The organism is Cystobacter fuscus (assembly GCF_002305875.1).
In the GTDB taxonomy this organism is placed as follows: domain Bacteria; phylum Myxococcota; class Myxococcia; order Myxococcales; family Myxococcaceae; genus Cystobacter; species Cystobacter fuscus_A.
In genome coordinates this window covers 7,510,247-7,525,809 of sequence record NZ_CP022098.1, presented here as the reverse complement: position 1 = coordinate 7,525,809, position 15,563 = coordinate 7,510,247, and the positions used below count along the sequence as shown (strand labels likewise).

General features: G+C 66.2%; 12 protein-coding genes. 7 read left to right on the top strand and 5 right to left on the bottom strand.

Translation table 11 applies throughout. From position 1 onward, the window contains the following. Nucleotides 1-142: 142 nt before the first annotated feature. On the top strand, nucleotides 143-916 hold the full coding sequence (locus CYFUS_RS30310; protein WP_095988396.1) for a hypothetical protein: 774 nt from the start codon (nucleotides 143-145) through the stop codon (nucleotides 914-916). Nucleotides 917-1,069: 153 nt separating this feature from the next. Here the strand turns inward: CYFUS_RS30310 and CYFUS_RS30305 are convergent, their stop codons facing one another. The 3 genes from CYFUS_RS30305 to CYFUS_RS30295 all read right to left on the bottom strand — a co-directional run bounded on the left by CYFUS_RS30305 (nucleotide 1,070) and on the right by CYFUS_RS30295 (nucleotide 2,733). After that, nucleotides 1,070-1,465: a hypothetical protein gene (locus CYFUS_RS30305; protein WP_157758757.1), complete on the bottom strand. Its 396-nt coding sequence runs from the start codon at nucleotides 1,463-1,465 to the stop codon at nucleotides 1,070-1,072. Nucleotides 1,466-1,622: 157 nt separating this feature from the next. Then, nucleotides 1,623-2,156 carry a hypothetical protein gene (locus tag CYFUS_RS53120; protein ID WP_232536901.1) on the bottom strand — a complete coding sequence of 178 codons (534 nt, stop codon included), beginning with the start codon at nucleotides 2,154-2,156 and terminating at the stop codon, nucleotides 1,623-1,625. A 136-nt stretch (nucleotides 2,157-2,292) separates the two neighbouring features. Beyond that, nucleotides 2,293-2,733: a Wall-associated protein precursor gene (locus CYFUS_RS30295; RefSeq protein WP_232536900.1), complete on the bottom strand. Its 441-nt coding sequence runs from the start codon at nucleotides 2,731-2,733 to the stop codon at nucleotides 2,293-2,295. An 85-nt stretch (nucleotides 2,734-2,818) separates the two neighbouring features. Here CYFUS_RS30295 and CYFUS_RS30290 point away from each other — a divergent pair, with 85 nt between their 5' ends. Beyond that, nucleotides 2,819-3,925, top strand: coding sequence for an Rpn family recombination-promoting nuclease/putative transposase (locus tag CYFUS_RS30290; protein WP_232536899.1), 1,107 nt, complete (start codon nucleotides 2,819-2,821; stop codon nucleotides 3,923-3,925). A 338-nt stretch (nucleotides 3,926-4,263) separates the two neighbouring features. Here the strand turns inward: CYFUS_RS30290 and CYFUS_RS30285 are convergent, their stop codons facing one another. After that, nucleotides 4,264-5,898 carry a delta-60 repeat domain-containing protein gene (locus tag CYFUS_RS30285; protein ID WP_198316177.1) on the bottom strand — a complete coding sequence of 545 codons (1,635 nt, stop codon included), beginning with the start codon at nucleotides 5,896-5,898 and terminating at the stop codon, nucleotides 4,264-4,266. Between the two features lie 527 nt (nucleotides 5,899-6,425). Here CYFUS_RS30285 and CYFUS_RS30280 point away from each other — a divergent pair. Next, the gene (locus tag CYFUS_RS30280; protein WP_095988392.1) at nucleotides 6,426-7,310 is read left to right on the top strand and encodes an alpha/beta hydrolase; all 885 of its coding nucleotides are present in this window, start codon (nucleotides 6,426-6,428) and stop codon (nucleotides 7,308-7,310) included. A 206-nt stretch (nucleotides 7,311-7,516) separates the two neighbouring features. Here CYFUS_RS30280 and CYFUS_RS30275 read toward each other — a convergent pair whose 3' ends face one another. After that, nucleotides 7,517-9,397, bottom strand: a complete 1,881-nt coding sequence (locus CYFUS_RS30275; protein ID WP_157758756.1) for a hypothetical protein — start codon at nucleotides 9,395-9,397, stop codon at nucleotides 7,517-7,519. Nucleotides 9,398-10,366: 969 nt separating this feature from the next. On the opposite strand from CYFUS_RS30275, the gene CYFUS_RS30270 reads away from it, so the two are divergent. The 4 genes from CYFUS_RS30270 (at nucleotide 10,367) to CYFUS_RS30250 (ending at nucleotide 15,207) form a co-directional block, all read left to right on the top strand. Continuing rightward, nucleotides 10,367-11,122 (top strand): DUF6310 domain-containing protein, encoded by a 756-nt coding sequence (locus CYFUS_RS30270; protein ID WP_157758755.1) that lies wholly within the window; start codon nucleotides 10,367-10,369, stop codon nucleotides 11,120-11,122. A 1-nt stretch (nucleotide 11,123) separates the two neighbouring features. Further along, complete coding sequence (locus CYFUS_RS30265; protein WP_095988389.1) at nucleotides 11,124-11,882, top strand: DUF5953 family protein; 759 nt, start codon at nucleotides 11,124-11,126, stop codon at nucleotides 11,880-11,882. A gap of 542 nt (nucleotides 11,883-12,424) precedes the next feature. Then, nucleotides 12,425-13,564, top strand: coding sequence for a sensor histidine kinase (locus CYFUS_RS30260; protein ID WP_095988388.1), 1,140 nt, complete (start codon nucleotides 12,425-12,427; stop codon nucleotides 13,562-13,564). Nucleotides 13,565-14,037: 473 nt separating this feature from the next. Continuing rightward, nucleotides 14,038-15,207, top strand: a complete 1,170-nt coding sequence (locus CYFUS_RS30250) for a WD40/YVTN/BNR-like repeat-containing protein (protein WP_157758754.1) — start codon at nucleotides 14,038-14,040, stop codon at nucleotides 15,205-15,207. Nucleotides 15,208-15,563: the final 356 nt, after the last annotated feature.

Sequence of the window (15,563 nt, the reverse complement as noted above, 5' to 3'; positions counted from 1 at the left end):
TCTGACGTGGTGGCGGTGGGAATCGAACTCGTGTGGGTAGGCCCCCACCTGACACACCGGGTACCTCCTGGAAGTCGGGCGCGGTCCATGCGAACACCGGCCCTTGGCCTCCAGCATGCCGGGAGGCCAGTGAGGAGCACGCATGGACGAGGAGAAGAAGTCCCAGGCGAGCCGTGAGGAACCGGAGCGGGTGGGGCCGTACCTGATTCAGGAGCAGGTGCAGCAGTCCCATGACAGTCAGGTGGAACTCTACCTGGCCACGCACGAGACGAGCGGGGCCACGGCCCTGGTGCGCAAGCACGCCGCCGAGGAAGTCGCGGCACCGGGGAAGGACTGGCGGGTAGTCTTCGGAGCCTGGGCCTCACGGGGCTACTCCGTCATGGAAGTGGAGCATACCGACTGGGCCAGAGCCCAGGACAGGCAGTCGGCGGAGTCGCTGCTGCTCACGTTGGAGGGGGTGCTTGAGGAAGCGCGGCGCATGGCCCGCGCCGTCGCCGAGCCCCGCGAGCCCCGCCTCTGGTGGCGTCTGGGGATGGGCGTGGTGAGCACCGCCACTTTGTGCGCCCTGCTCCTGGCGTGGGTGGCCTCGCTGTCCCACTCCCCGAACACCCCGCCAGCGCCCATGAGTCACGAGGAGCCCACGGCAGTCGAGGTGCCCACTGCCTCCATCGACAGGGTGCTCGCGGACACCACCCCCGAGGAGCCATTCGTGCTCGTCCGGCCTCTGCCGAAAGCGCCCTACAAGGGACAGAAGCGTCCGCCCTGCGCGCGCTACTCCGAGGTGGAGTTGGTGGGCGGGTGCTGGATGCCTCATGAACTGAAGGCGCCGTGCCCGGACTCCCTCCACGAGTACCAGGGCAAGTGCTACGTGCCCTCGTTCAGCGCGAAGTCCCCGCCCTCGTCCCTTGGGCAGTGAGTGGGGTGGGCGCTCGCGGGCTTCACTGACGGATGCCGGTGGATTCAGGGCGGCTCGAGACCTATGAGGAAGCGCTACGTCTTCCCCACGCTGGGGGCGCTTCTCCTGCTGAGGCTGCAGCTGAGAGCGTGAGGGGCTGACCGTGGCAGCGGTTCAAGCGTCGTCGGGCAGGAAGACGAGGTGATCCTCGGGCAGTCGGCCCGAACCCGCCAGCTCGAGGTATTCATCGCGGCTGCGGACGGTGGCGACGACCTCCGGGGTTCCCTTCTTCATCACGACCACCGCGCCGATGGTATCGGGATCCTCGGCGTTGAAGATCGCGGTGAGCGCGGCCTGCTGCATGGGGGAGGGGCGTGCGCGGAGTTCGCGGACGATCGCGACGACGATCCCCGTGACGGCGGTCGACAGCAGCGCAACGAACAGCCAATCCACCTGCCCTGCGGACCCGGGCTCGCGTGAGCTCACGTAGAAGACCAGGCCCGTGACGATGATGGAGGTTCCCAGCCACAGCAGCCCCGCGAGCAACCACAATGGAGTCTGTCTCTTCACCCGCTACCTTCCTCCGCCCCACGGATGGGAGCTACGGCTCCATCCCATCTGGGCATCATCAATACGAGAGGTTCGCAAGCTGGAGCGGAACACCCGAAGTAACGGACTTCTTTACCACTTTTCAAAACAGCCGTTGCCCCGGCATTGATGGACGAACTCACGGAGTGGGGCGCGGCGGTCCCAACTCCAGTGGATCCCAGATGTACTCCTCGGTGGGGATCAGCAACATGTTCTTCAGCGCGTGCCGCTCCACGAAGTGAACGAAGCGCGCGGAGACCACCGCGTTGCCTGGCAGGCCGCGGGCGAAGAAGACGTCCTCACCCCGCCAGCTTCCCTCCTCCAGGGCGAAGCCATGGATGGTCTCCACGTTGGTCTCCCTGCACCAGTCGCACGAGAGGGGAGACGCACGCCGGATGCGGCTCTTGGACTCATCCACCGCCGCGCCACCAAAGACAGGAGTGACATGGAAATAGGGTGGAGGAGAAGAGGCGAGGGGAGAACGCCGTCGGCCGCGAACCCGGACCACCTCGACTGGCTGGAAGTCAGGGAGGCCTGTCAATCCCTCGGCGCGGAACGCCTTCGCGAATTGCTCGGAGACGAGCGCACCACTGCCAGGTCCCCTCACGTAGTCCCCGAAGCCCTCGCCGTTCAGCTTCAGTTCGCCGCGCAGGGGTGGCAACCACGTTCTCATCCCAATGAAGGCGCCACAGCGAGGGCACCGGGGGGCATCACCCAGATTGTCATCTCCCACGGTCTCGAAGGAGGAGTCGTGGCTGGAGCCAAGGGCATGCCTGAGAACGAAGAAACGGGATGAAGCGTCACGGGCCTCAGAATCCATGGGGAAACCTCGCACGCAAGGAAGGCCGGCTGTAGAGCGAGCGAAGAAACGCCTCGAACTCCTTCGCGGTCACGGATTTGTGGGTGTCGAGCCAATTGACGACCTCTTCATCGACCTTCCGGTGCCAGTCCTGGTAGCCACAGTGGGCGGCTTCGTCGACGGCACGGGAGACGAAACGTGAATCCCGGGGCTGATAGACGCCCGTGAGTGTCGGATGGCGATTCAGGGCCTTGGCAATGGGTCTGGAGATGACGTGATGCAACTGGCCCTTGCAGTCGGGAGACTCGGGTGCGCTGGAGGTGGTCTCTGACTCCGAAATCGCGGCCTCTGCTGCCTGTTTTCCGCCTTCCGCATCCACCTTCAACACGCGCAGGGCCTTCTCGATCTCGGCGGCCTTCCGAGGGTCCAGGGCCGCGCAAGCGCTGGCCATGCCCTGCTTGCAGTGACACACGGCTGTGGACTCTCCCTGAACGCATGGGATCTGCGCCATGAGGAGCAAAAGGAGGAGTGGAAGCATGCGCCCCAGGTTAACACCGGGCCACGTGACGAAGGGGCGCAGACGCGGACATGCACGGCCTGTTGGCTCCCGGCGGGGTGCTCCAGGCGCCCGCTATACCTTTGGCCGTCCCGAGCGGGCCGAGGCCGAGCTGCGTGCTGTTCTCCCCGCCCGGCTCTTCTCCGCAGTGGACTGGTCCAGTCTGCGCCTGGAGCCCGGCAGCGTGGTGGACCCGGAACTGCGCGAGACCGAGAGCGACCTGCTCTTCACCGCCCGCTTGCGTACGGGGCGCCCGCTGCTGCTGTACGTGCTGCTGGAGCACCAGTCCACGGTGGACCGATGGATGGCGCTGAGGATGCTGCGCTACGTGGTGCGCCAGGTGGAGCGCTGGCGCCAGGAGCACCCAGAGCACTCCCTGTTGCCGGTCATCCTCCCGCTGGTGATGTACCACGGGCCGGAGGGGGCCTGGAGCGTGCCGCGGCGGGTGGAGGACCTGTTCGAGCTGCCAGGGGAGAGCGAGGAGGAGCGGAAGCAATGGCGAGCGTGGGTGCCGCGCTTCGAGTACCTGCTCGATGACCTGACGGCAGAGCGGGAAGAGGCGTTGAAAGCACGACCCGGGCCTCCACTGGCTCGGCTGGCGTGGTTGGTGCTGCGCTACGGGCGGACGGGGGAACTGGCGCACAAGCTGCCGGAGTGGGTGGGCCTCTTCGCTCAGGTGCAGGCGGCTCCAGAGGGCACCGAACACCTGAGGGTGGTCATCCGCTACCTGCTGTGGACCGGGGACAAGGCTGTCCATGACGCCACGGGGCAGGTGCTACATTCAGTGCTGGATGAGCAACGCGCGGAGGAGTTGATGCGGAGCTATGGCGAGGAACTCCTTGAGCAGGGACGTCAGCAGGGGCTGGTGCGAGGCAGGGAAGAGGGTCTGGCACGGGGACGTGCCGAGCCCCTCCTGCGGATTCTGGCCCTCCGGGGGATTCACGTGGAGGAAGCAGCCCGGCAGCGCATCCTCGACTGCACGGACATGGACACGCTCGACAGCTGGTTCGACCGGGTCCTCCAGGCCACGACCCTCTCCGAGATGCTGGACGGCGGGGCCCACGCCTCTCGGCGAAAGGACTCGTGACACGGCCTCCGCTCGCGTGCCTCTGACGTGGTGGCGGCGGGAATCGAACCCATGAACAAGGCCGGGACTTCGCCCGGTACTTGCAGACCCCGGTCGCTCACGAAGCAGCCCCGCCGCCCCGCCCATAGACAGGAGTGACAAAGACAGGAGTGACATGGAAATAGGGTGGAGGAGAAGAGGCGAGGGGAGAACGCCGTCGGCCGCGAACCCGGACCACCTCGACTGGTCGGAAGTCAGGGTGGCCCGTCAATCCCTCGGCGCGGAACGCCTTCGCGAATTGCTCGGAGACGAGCGCACCACTGCTGGGTTGCCCTGCTCCTCAGCGCCAGCTCCGCCCCTCACGGCAGGATGCGGCCGAGCACGAGGGACTCCTCGAACCCAGAGCCCTCACGCAGCAGGACGAAGAGGTGGCCGTCCGGAAGGAGATGCAGAGCCCAGACCCCCCCGGGGCCCACCACCGAGCGCCCGCCGGAGCCAAACATCGCATCCAGCGTCCCGTCCGGCTGGTAGCGGGCGAGCACGGCGCTTCGAGAGCCTCCCCCATCCGCCCAGCGGGTGCCCCCCACCAGCAGGCGGTCCCCGGCCAACGGCACCAACACGGAGGGCTCGTCCACCCCGCCCAGGAAATCGGTCGTGACGATGCCTCCCGTGCCGAAGGAGGCGTCCAGTTCCCCCGCGGAGGTGAAACGCACCAGCCGGAAGTCTCCCTCGTGCTCGACGACGACGACGGGCTCCCCACCGGACAGAACGCTCACGTCCACCCAGTCCCGCCCGGTCGGGTTCCACTCCAGTGCGTGCACGCCGGTCCCATGAAAGCCTGGATCCAGCGTGCCGTCCGCGAGGAAGCGCGCGACGAAGAGCAGACGCCGCTCGGCTGTCCTCGCCACGCCCGCCGCGATGACCCTTCCATCCTGCTGGAGCCGCAGGGCACGCACCTCTGCGTCCTGACCCAGCGCCGTGGCCACGAAGCCTCCGTGGCCAAAGGAGGTGTCCAGCGCGCCCAGGGGAGTCAGCCGTGCCAGCCCGAAGGGCGTGCACCCGTCACACCCCACCAGGCACCGCGAGGAGCCACGGTCGCAGTCCGCCACCCCGCCGCCCAGCAGCAACCGTCCCTCCGGCAGCACCGCGAGCGCACGGGGGCGCAAGACCCGATGGTCGAGCTCGTTGATGCGTACGAGGCCCCCCGAGCCGAAGTCCACGTCCACCCCACCGTCGCGCAGATAGCGGGAGAGAGAGCCCTCGGAGGCGCACAGCAGCGCGCCGTCTCCGTCCCGCACGAGCGTGTGCGTCGTCTCCAGGAAGTCCTGGAAGAGGACGTCGGACGAGCGGAAGGCCGGGTCGCGGCGCCCATCCACCAGGAAGCGGTCGAGCCAGGCTCCAAAGGAGTAGCCGTCGTTGGCGATGACCTGCGCCGCGATGACCCACGTGCCATCTTCCCGCGGCAGCGAGCGTCCTCCCCGGAGCGAACCGGGCGCGGCCTCCAGCACCACCCGCCCGCCCCGTCCGAAGGTGGGGTCGAGCGAGCCCGGCGGAGGCCGGGTGATGTGAACCGTCAGCACGCCTTGCTGCTCGAGGCCCCCGCCCACGGCGTGTACCCGCGGCACATGAGGGCCTCCCACGGGGGCATCGGGCGCGGCCTCCAGGAGCCACTCGGCCTGGCTCTCTCCAGCGCCCACCGAGAGCGGCGGCGCCGAGAGCCCGGCGGGGGGGTCGCTCAGCTCGAGGGACACAGCCTCCCGGAAGCCGTCCAGACGCGAGAGACGCACCGTCGTCGTGACGCGCGCGCCCTGGGCCACCGTCACCGGGGCTGCTTCGAGCTCGAGGGTGAAGCGGGGAATGGGCGGCGTGCCCGCGTCGAAGGGCTCGGGCCTCGGGCCACCCTCCGAGGGACAGGCGCAAAGAAAGAGGGCCCCCACGAGCAGCACGGCGCGTGAGGCCGCGCGAAGACTCGGGTGGAGAATCCTGGCTTGCATGAAGAACCCCCCTCTCATGACTGCTCTCCGGCCAGAGAGGGATGCTTCCTACCTTCACCCGCCCCGCCCGGGCAAGGAGCGGAGCCGAGCGGTTCGTGCTCCGCGAGCCCGCCGCCTGGAACGACGGCCGGATGTGGATGGACTTGGGCCAGGTGAGCTGGGACTGCTCTCGGACGTCCTCACCCTCTTCCTGCGCGCGGTGTTCGCCCTGCAGCGCCGAAGGGCACGGCGGCAGGGCTTGCGTGGTGGGCAGGTCGGGGCCGTGTCGTTCATCCAGTTCTTCGGCTCCGCCTTGCAGGTGACTCCGCACTTCTCCACTCTGTCCAGGGGATCTGGCTTGAGGATGAAATCCCCGAGCTTGCCAATCCTCTCATTACTTCCGAGTCCTTTGGCACCGTCTTGGGCTTGGGCTGGGCCATCTTGGGGGTATTCGGAGTTGACAGGTCACGCGGCAACCGCCATCTGGGCGTGTCGGCGGACGGGAGTTCGTCCTTTTTCCGCCAGCAAAGGATCGCCAGGTGAACAGCATGAGAATGGGGTCATGGGTGTTGAGTGTTCTCGCCGCTGTGCTCTTCCTCGGAGCAGCACCAGCCAGGGCACAGGTTTCCACCCGAAGCGTCTGGGTGGAGCAGGAGGGCATCTCGTTCCACGGTGTGTACTGGAATCACGGCAAGCAGAAGACAATCATCTACATCCCCGGCTACGGCGACCCGGGGAGCACCGGGGACTCGATCTTCCACCGGGAGTTGTTCGCGGACTACGCGGTCCTCTCCATCGACCCGCTCAACCAAGGTCAGTCGGGCCATGCCGTCAGGACCGACATCGTCGACCTGATGAACAAGGTCATCCTCGCCTTCCTGAATCAGGAGGGGATCCGCAAGGCGTTCCTGGTGGGACACTCGGCTGGTGCGCTGCAGGTGCTGGCCTTCGAGCGGGCCCATCCGACCCGGACACTCAACAAGGTGGTGCTTCTCGATGACGGGCAGATTTCGCTTGGCCAGGTACCACCCATCCAGTTTCTCCCGGACAACGCCTTCGGCCTGCCCGCCGGGCCCTATAGCGTGATCGAACTCGAAGCCCTGTTCTTCGATCCGTCTTCCTCGAGCATGACGTACGACGAGTACATCACCGGGCTCACCGCCTACACCCAGTTCGATGTGACGGAGACCTGGCCGGCGGTGAAGAAGGCGCTGCTCCTCACCCGCGACTTCAGCCTGCCCACGCTTCCGTCCGCTCTCGGTGTCGACACGAGTGCCGCGGACTCGGCCTTCCAGCAGGCCGCGATGGCGTTCACGTGCAACGTCAAGCATGGAAGGTGGATCGAGCTCGCCGGGGCCACCCATGACATGTGGAATGAGCCGGCCTCGGCCGACGCCGCTGCCGCGCACATCGCCAGGTTCTTGCGCCCGTAGGCGGCGGCCCGGCGCCAAGGCGCCAAGGAAGGGCAGTGGGCCGGGAGAGCCCCCTGCCTCCATCTGGCCGCCGCCTCGCGAAGCACCGCGACGAAGGCACGATACTGCGCTTGCAACTTCCTCAGCGCCTGACGCGTGGACGCATGCCCCGGCGGCCGGGGCTGCGCTTGAGGTACTCGGGCCGGGTGGGCGGGTGCTGACGACCTTCAGCGTTGGATTCGAGCGGACGACACCTTGCCGTCGAGGCCGTTGTGGTTCTTGAACGTGACCTTGAGGAACGAATCCTCGAATGAGGACTGGAAGGTTCCGATGACCCTGGGCTGCAGGATGTCCTGCTTGACGTAGATGGTCGTGTAATCGTCGCCGGTGCCGCCATTCGGATCGTCGTAGACGGTGAGCGTCGTTCCCGCCTTGGCGATCACGATCTTCGCGGACCGCGCCTCGTCATTGTCACAGCCATAGCTGTTGCTCTTGAATTTGACCAATTGGCTGGTCGTGAGGGGCAGCGTGCAGACGATGTTCTGGGACGCGTTGTTCCCCTCGTAGAGGACGACCGCGGCGTCCGCGAACATGTCCCCGGCTTGGGGTTCCACCCGGATGCGCGAAACCTTTCCGTTGAGGCCATTGTTTCTCAGGTAGACCGCGCGATAGTCGGAAGTGTCCTTGCTCTCCTCGAAGCTTGGCACAACCACCCGCTCGTTCATTCCAATATCGCGCTTGACCTCGATGAAGTACCAGTCGTCTTCGCGGTTGCCGCTCGGGCTGTCATACAGCGTGATGCGAACGCCCTTCTTCACGCCGGACAGTACGAGTGAGCGCGCTTCGTCGTTCTCGCACCCCAGCCGCTCCTCATCGCTCGACTGGAGATCGATGGTCCGGGCGATGGTGGTCGCAAAGCCGCAGACGATGTCTTGGGTGCCGTCGTTGCCTTCGTGGAAGATGACGCCGCCGTTGTTCTGCCACTCGACGTATTCGGTGGCATCGCCGCGATTGATCTGATCCAGCGCGATGAAGTTGGGCCTTCGATTCGCCTTGGGGCGGCAATACGATTGGTCACGGTCCAGCAACTTGTCGAAGCGATTGTCCGTGTCCCCATGCAGCGGGTAGGGGATTTTGTGGAAGTGGTTCATCACGAACAGCCGGGGCCAGCCATGATAGGTGGACGACGCCGCCACGGTATCGAGCGGGATGCTGTTCCAGCGTGTGTCGCAGGAGTAATCGTGGCTGGTGACCAGGTCACCCAGATTGTAGGTGTTCTCGACGTTGAGATTCTGGTCGTAGATCAGGTGTACGGTGCCGGAGCCCGTTTGGTGGTCGCCCGCATTCTGCGATTTGTTGGTGATGAGGAACAAGCGCTGGTTGGCAGTGAGCAACTCGCCGAGCGTGGGCCATTGCTTCTGCGAGGACCACGTCGTTGGCTTGAAGGTGTAGGTCGCCAGGTTGGGGATGCTGCCCAGTGCTCGGGTCAGGTCGGCCCTGTTCGTGTAGTCCTCGAGGAAGACCGTGATGATGGCGTTCCGGTTGAGTGTCAGGGTCGGCATCACGCTGAGCTTGAATTCCTCCGCGAGGCTCCGGCTATTGGGGTAGCAGATTCCATGGCACAGCAGGACGTCGGAGCCGTGGATGTCGAACATCAACCCGCGCACGCCGCGCGCCAATTGGTAGAACGGGGACATCTCCTGGTTGGAACCGATTCCGCCGGAATCCGCGCCCCAGGAGAAGGCATTGTGGCTCGTCAGCCATACGTATTCGTTGAAAGGCCGGCTCGTGTCGGCAATGAAGCCAGGTTGAGCTGCCCGAGCGAGGTCCGTGGGAGAGGGATTCACGGCCCGCTCGATTTCATCGGGCGTGAGCGGCTTCTCGTCCGGTGGCGGAATGGCACTGCGTGGATCTTGCCCTGGCCCCTGGTCTGCCTCGGGAGGCTGTTCGACGTTCGAGGGATTGAGCGTCGTTTGTTGCGGTGCGGGCGGTGGAGCGGAGGCTTCTTTTGTTCGCGAGGCACATCCGAAGCCCGCCGCCGTCATGAGGCACGTCAACGCTCCGACGATGACTTTTTCAACGGAACTCCGCTTCGGTACGGTTTGCATGCGGTCTCCTTGTACGTATGGATTGGGATTTGACTGCGAGTAACAAATCGCCTCGCCGAGAGCGCATCAACTTTTTGCTGAGTTGACAGCCATGGGGAAATGTGGCCACCCCATCACATGGACGCTTTCAACTCGCGGGGGCGAAGCCATGGATGGTCTCCACGTTGGTCTCCCCGCACCAGTCGCACGAGATGGGAGACGCACGCCGGATGCGGCTCCTGGACTCATCCACCGCCGCGCCACCAAAGACAGGAGTGACATGGAAATAGGGTGGAGGAGAAGAGGCGAGGGGAGAACGCCGTCGCGTGACGACTGCCACTGGAGGACCCCAAGGGCCCGAGAAGGTGTCAGACGATTTGTACGAGACGGTTCGTCTGACTCGGGCGGGCCCGTGGGAGACCCCTCCCGGGAGAAGGGCGTCTCGCCAACGGGACCAAGGGGCGCAAGCGGACGTCCACGGCCTGCTGGCTCCCCGCGGGGTGCGACTGGCCCGCTCCGTGCTCAGGCGCCCCGCCATGCCCGGTCCTCATGAGCTCTTCGCCCGCTATACTTTCGGCCGTCCCGAGCGAGCCGAGGCCGAGCTATGAGCGATGAGGAGTCCGCAGCAGCCGAGGTGCCAACTGCCTCCATCGACAGGGTGCTCGCGGACACCACTCCCGCTGAGCCATCCGTGCTCGCCTGGTGGAGCCTGCCCCCCGCGCTTGATGAAAGGATGTGACGATGCGCTTGCGAACCTGGAGCGCGCTCCTGGTGCTGCACACCGCCTGCGCGAGCGCGCCCGCCCCGCGGTCGATGCCACGGCCCCATGCCTTCGCGTCGACTCCCTCTTCGGGCCCGCGCATCCGGCTCGTTTCCGCGCCGATGGAGCCGGCACCGCAACGGTCGTGGATTGGAAAGGCAGACCTGGACCAGGCCAGGGCACTGCTGTCCCGGGCACGCAAAGACCTGGAACCGCGTCGGTGGGAACAGTTGGACCACAAGCTGACCGCAGCGGAGCGGGCCTTCGAGAGCTTCTCCCGCGCCACGAGGATGAGCGGGCAAGCTGCCGAGGTGGCGAGGGGCGTCGAGGGCCTCGCCCAGGCTGGACGCGCAAGCGAGGCCCCTTTAGCGCTCTCCAGGGTGGGTCCGGTGCTCGTGGCTCTCGTCCTGCTCTGGCCCTCCAGCACCGCCGGGTCGGAGTTTGACAGCCGTCCGCCCTGGGTCGACGCTCAACGAGAGTTCGAGGCACGGCTGCGGGACGTCTCGGAGTCCTCGCGGCAACTCATGGTGGAGCTTGAGGCCCAGCCTCGCGCGGCGAAATCACCGGCCCGGGCGCCCTCGCCGCGGAAGCAGCTCACGTCCGCTCTCGTGGAGGAAGACGACCCGAGATGCAAGCCCGTCCCGGTTCCACACCTGGGTGGTCATGACCCTCACAACAAATGCGCCGACCTGATGCCGAACAACAGCTTCCCCGGCTGGGATGTGTTCCTGAATGGGAAGAACTTCGACGCGCTGCAACTGGCCACGCGCACCCTGTGGGACGTCAAGACTGATAATTTCGACAAGCACTCGCCGCGCTCCCGGAGGTTTCTTGCGGAGGTGAAGTTCCCGGAGATTAGACGTGAGAAAATGCTTGCCGAAGAATGTGGGTATGAATTCGCCGTTGGCGTCCGAAGCCAAGCGCACAAAGACGCGCTACTCGAGCTGGATCCCGATCTCACTGTCGTTGTCATGAATTGGTGCTGAAATGTCAGCCGAGCAAAAATCCCTTAACGTAATCGTCTACGCGCCTGCGCTCGTGGGCGACGAGAAGCGCCCTCTTGCCATCGCCCAAGGAATGGAGCGCGCCCTTCCCGGCTTGCGGCTGGAGTGGACGACTTCTGAAAAGGACAACCTTATTGCATTGCTCAACCGCGACGAGGGGATCGCGATAGACAAGGCCAACGGCGGCTTTTTCTTCCTTTGCAACGATGACGAAAAACACCCGGTAACACTCAGTGGGTGGGAGAATCCTGACGGGCTTGCCGCAGGGGGACCTCCGCACTTTCAAGTCTCTGCGAGCCTGCCGCTGGATGCAGTTGGCATTGCTGCGGCCGTAGATGTGTTGGAGGCGGTAGGGGATGGCGCTCGCGCGGTCTGGGGAAAAGCGTCGCTGGACGGCTATGGCGGGATAGTGGCGCAGCAGTTTCGCCGCCAGGGCGACAAGCCGCACGTGCCGCCCTACGGGTTGCCCTTGCTCAAGCGCCCTCGGGACAATCCCGCGCCTGAGATTCCCCATTACCTCGGGTGGCTGAACTACTGGTCTGCCGCTACCGCACGAGCCATCGGCTTCCCGGACCCGGCGCGCGACGCGGAACTGCTGTCGCGCGCACGGCGTACCGCGACGGGAGGGTGGGTTGTCCAGCTCACCGATACGCCGCTCGAGCTGGACAACTCCGCCCACCTGGATTTGCTCAGACGGGCCTACGAGCGCTTCCCGGAGATCGGCGGACGCTCAACCCTTTGAGGCTCGGCACGGTCCGCAGTGGCTAATCGAACTGCCTGGGGAGAGCGAGGAGGAGCGGGCGCACTCTCGCGTGCCTGTGTCGTGGAGGCGGGAATCGAACCCATGAACAAGGGCGGCTCCTGGACTCATCCACCGCCGCGCCACCAAAGACAGGAGTGACATGGAAATCCTCATCCCAATGAAGGCGCCACAGCGAGGGCACCGGGGGCATCACCCAGATTGTCATCTCCCACGGTCTCGAAGGAGGTGTCGTGGCTGGAGCCAAGGGCATGCCTGAGAACGAAGAAACGGGATGAAGCGTCACGGGCCTCAGAATCCATGGGGAAACCTCGCACGCAAGGAAGGCCGGCTGTAGAGCGAGCGAAGAAACGCCTCGAACTCCTCTCCTCGAGGCGAGAACCGCACGACGGGCACGGGGGCGGGGGTGTCTTACCGGCCGCGTCCGCGCTGACCAGAGCCGCCGGGCCTCATGGCCAGGGGGGCCCGGTCCTGGTACCATCGGCGCATGGGGGCAACGTTGAGCTGACGGGAGTCCCCACGAGATGAGCGCACTCGAAGTCCCGCCCCCCGTGCCCCACCCCTTGGAACCAGCCGAAGAGTTACTGCGGGTGGTGCTCGGCCTCACCGACAGCCTCGTCTTCGAGTTCGACGCCGAGGGTCGCTACCTCTCGGCGTGGGCCGGGTCCGACGCACTGCTGGCGGCGCCACGGGAGACGTTCCTGGGACGCCACATCTCCGAGGTAATAGACCCCGCGATCGCGGCGCGGACCCTGGAGAGCATCCAACGCGTGCTGGCCCGGGGAGAGCCCGAGCGCTTCGAGTACTCGTTGGAACTGGAGGGCGGGCGCCGCTGGTTCATCGCCGATGCGGTGCGGGTGCCCCAGCGTCCGGGCGTGGCCTTCCTGGTCCGGGACATCACCCGGCAGAAGACGCTCGAGCTGAGCCTGCTCCAGGCGGACCGGCTGGCGGCCCTGGGGACGTTGGCCGCGGGGGTGGCGCACGAGGTGAGCAACCCCCTGGGCTACATCTCCTCCAACCTGAACTTCATCGAGGAGGGACTGGCCGAGGTTCGCCAGGCGCTGGCGGGCGCGCCCGGACTCGCCCCGCAGGCGCGCACGCTGGAGGAGTGCGCGGAGGCGCTCACCGAGGCACGGCAGGGCACCACGCGCATCCGCAACGTGGTGGGCGACCTGAAGACGTTCGCGCGAGGAGAGGACACACGCCCGGGTGAGGAGCGGGCGGATGTCCGGCGGGCGCTGGAGATGTCGCTCAACATGGCCAGGCCGGAACTCCGGCACCGGGCCCGCGTGGTCTGGCAGGCGGAGGAGGTGCCCCCGGTGCGGGGCAGCGAGTCGCGCCTGGGGCAGGTATTCCTCAATCTGCTGCTCAACGCCGCCCAGGCCATCCCCGAGGGCGCCCCGGGAGAGAACACCGTGGAGGCCCACCTGCGGGCCGAGGACGGCAAGGTCGTGGTGGAGATCCGGGACACCGGCCACGGCATCCCTCCCGAGAACCTGAAGCGCATCTTCGAGCCGTTCTTCACCACCCGGCCCGCGGGCGTGGGGACGGGCCTGGGGCTGGCCATCTGCCACAGCATTATCATCGCGATGCGGGGCGAGCTCACCGTGGAGAGCACCGTGGGCAAGGGCACCTGCTTCCGCGTGCGGCTGCCCACCGACTGACGCCGTCATCACACTCGCGGCGCGATGGGGTGCGGAGGCAGCCGGAGGGGACGCATCGCCCAAGCGCTAGACAGCGCCATCATCGCGGACATCGTCCAGACCTACCCGATGGTCGATTTGTTCCTCATCCTGGTGGACCGCGATGGCGCCGTGACTTCGCAACGGACGAGCCAGGCCGCTCAGGGACCGCAGACCCATTGGCCGACAATATTGGAGGTCGTGCTATGGCTCGTCAGGAACGTTCGCCAGTGGGCCCTGGTATCACCGCGCAATGCCCGACAAGGCGCGTGAGGTCCTGCAACATCTGGTGGATGCGCTTGCCGCGATTGACCGGCACGACAGCCCGGACTGGCCCTCCCGTTCGAGTCCAGCGTCATCGGCCGACGGCCGTGCGTTTCCGTGCGCTGTCGGGACTGCCATCCGCTTCGCACATTGCCAGCTTGGAGTGGTCTCGAACGGAAAGAAGAACACCCATGCATCCCTCACGCTCGATGTGGCAGGAGCTCCACCGCGTGGTCCTCCTGGGTTGTCTGCTGTTCACCCCGGCACTGCTGGCGGCACAACCCCTCTCCCCGGGCGCCACTGCCTCCGTCACCTTGCTGGAGCCGACCCCGCCGCAACGCCTGTCGCTCGAGGTGGTGCACACCAACACCACGTACCGCTTCCTCGCGGTCGCGCCCTCGGGCACGGCCTATGCCGTCTCGCTCAATGATTCAGAGAATCGGCTCCATGAAAGCACGGATGGGGCGCTCACCTGGCACCTCAAGGTGAGGCATCCCAATGGCAACGGGTTCCGTGTGATGACCGCACTCTCGGATGGAACGCTGCTCGCGGACACGGCCCGCGGGAATCTCCACTTCATCTCCCGCTCGGGCGACGGGGGCGCCACCTGGCGGGATGTGCTCTCCCTCGACACCTACCGGATGCTCACGCCGCGGAGCATCGTGGAACTCGATGGCACCGTGTACCTGCTCGAGTATCAGGTGTTCACCTTGGAGGATGCGCCCATCCGGCTGTACGCGAGCGTGGATCGGGGACAGACCTGGCAGGTGCGCTTCACCTTCCTCGGCCACCGCCACGGCCATGGGCTGGCGGCGGATCCGGCGCGTCATGCGCTCTGGGCCTTCTTCGGAGACACCACACGCCAGGCCGGCACCTTCCGCTCGACGGACGAGGGGCGCACCTGGCGGCAGCTGCTGGGCGGACAGCAGGGGGTGGTCGTGGAGGGGGTGGTGCTCGCGGATGGCCGTCTGCTCTTCGGCCAGGACATCTCCTACCTGCCGGCGCGTCCTCACATCGCGCAGCTCACCCCCGAGGGACTCTACACCGAGTTGTACCCACTCACCGGCCCCGCCTATTCCACCCATGCGCTCCAGGGAGGGGGATTCGTGGTGGGGGCCGCGCGCGAGCCGGGTGGAGACATCTACCCGCCCACCGAGGTGAGCACCCATGTGGTGGGCAGTCTCGACGGCGTCACCTGGGAGGAGTTGCTCGTCTACCCCCGGCTGGATGCCAACGAGAATACCCGGGCCGACGTGTACTACGAGCTCCCCTCGGGGCTGCTCGTCCTGCAGCTCGAGAATGTCCAGGGCATGGGGCCCGGCGGGAGGGGCTACCAGCTCCTGCGGCCCGTCCGGCGGTGACTCGCGTGGCGATAGACAAGGTGGAATGTGTTCGTGAGAGTACCCTGGCTTGATGAGTGATTGGACACTGTTGCCACGCTTGTGTCTTTTGACGAGCAGCGGGAACCGCCCCGATGTTGGAGTGGAGGCACTTCGTGGCCCCGACGTCCACCGTGCGCACGGCGGCCCTCGCCCGGTCCAGAGAAGAGGTCAGGCGACCTCCTGGAGGCCAGTCCAAGGGGGAACATGGGGGGTTCTCCTCTGTCCGGGTCTGTTTCCTCCCTCCCGTGCGTCCTATCCTGTCTTTTACTCGGCTGGTCTCCTCGCTCCTGGAGAATCGAAGCGCCGCGAACACGGTTGAGACCTCTTCCACCACG